Origin of the sequence: Streptomyces murinus (genome assembly GCF_002154555.1) — a bacterium.
GTDB classification, from domain to species: Bacteria; Actinomycetota; Actinomycetes; order Streptomycetales; family Streptomycetaceae; genus Streptomyces; species Streptomyces murinus.
Window position 1 is genome coordinate 1,785 of sequence record NZ_MUNF01000845.1, and the last position, 283, is coordinate 2,067.

A 283-nucleotide genomic window follows, 5' to 3' on the forward strand; every position below is an offset into this window, starting at 1 on the left:
CGGGGCCGAGGCCGAGGCCGGTGCCGCGGTAGTGGTACGGGTTGCGGGGGTCGTCGGCGGTGGCGCCGAGCCGGACCTGGCCGGTGACCAGGTCGTGCCTCGCCTGCCGGACGGGCAGATCGCGCCGGCCGGAGGGGTGCGCACAGGCGGCGGAGCCGTCCTTCACCACGGCTGCGGTGAACGTGGCCAGGCTGTGCCGCCCCGACCGCACGCCCTGCCAGGCCCGGTCGATCCGCGCATGGTCCACATCCCCCATCAGCCCGGCCTTCGCCTCCCGCGCCAG

General features: G+C 77.0%; 1 pseudogene. It reads right to left on the reverse strand.

What is annotated here, in order from left to right:
* Positions 1-283 (reverse strand): annotated as a pseudogene (locus tag CCN72_RS41145) (ATP-binding protein); the annotation flags it as partial.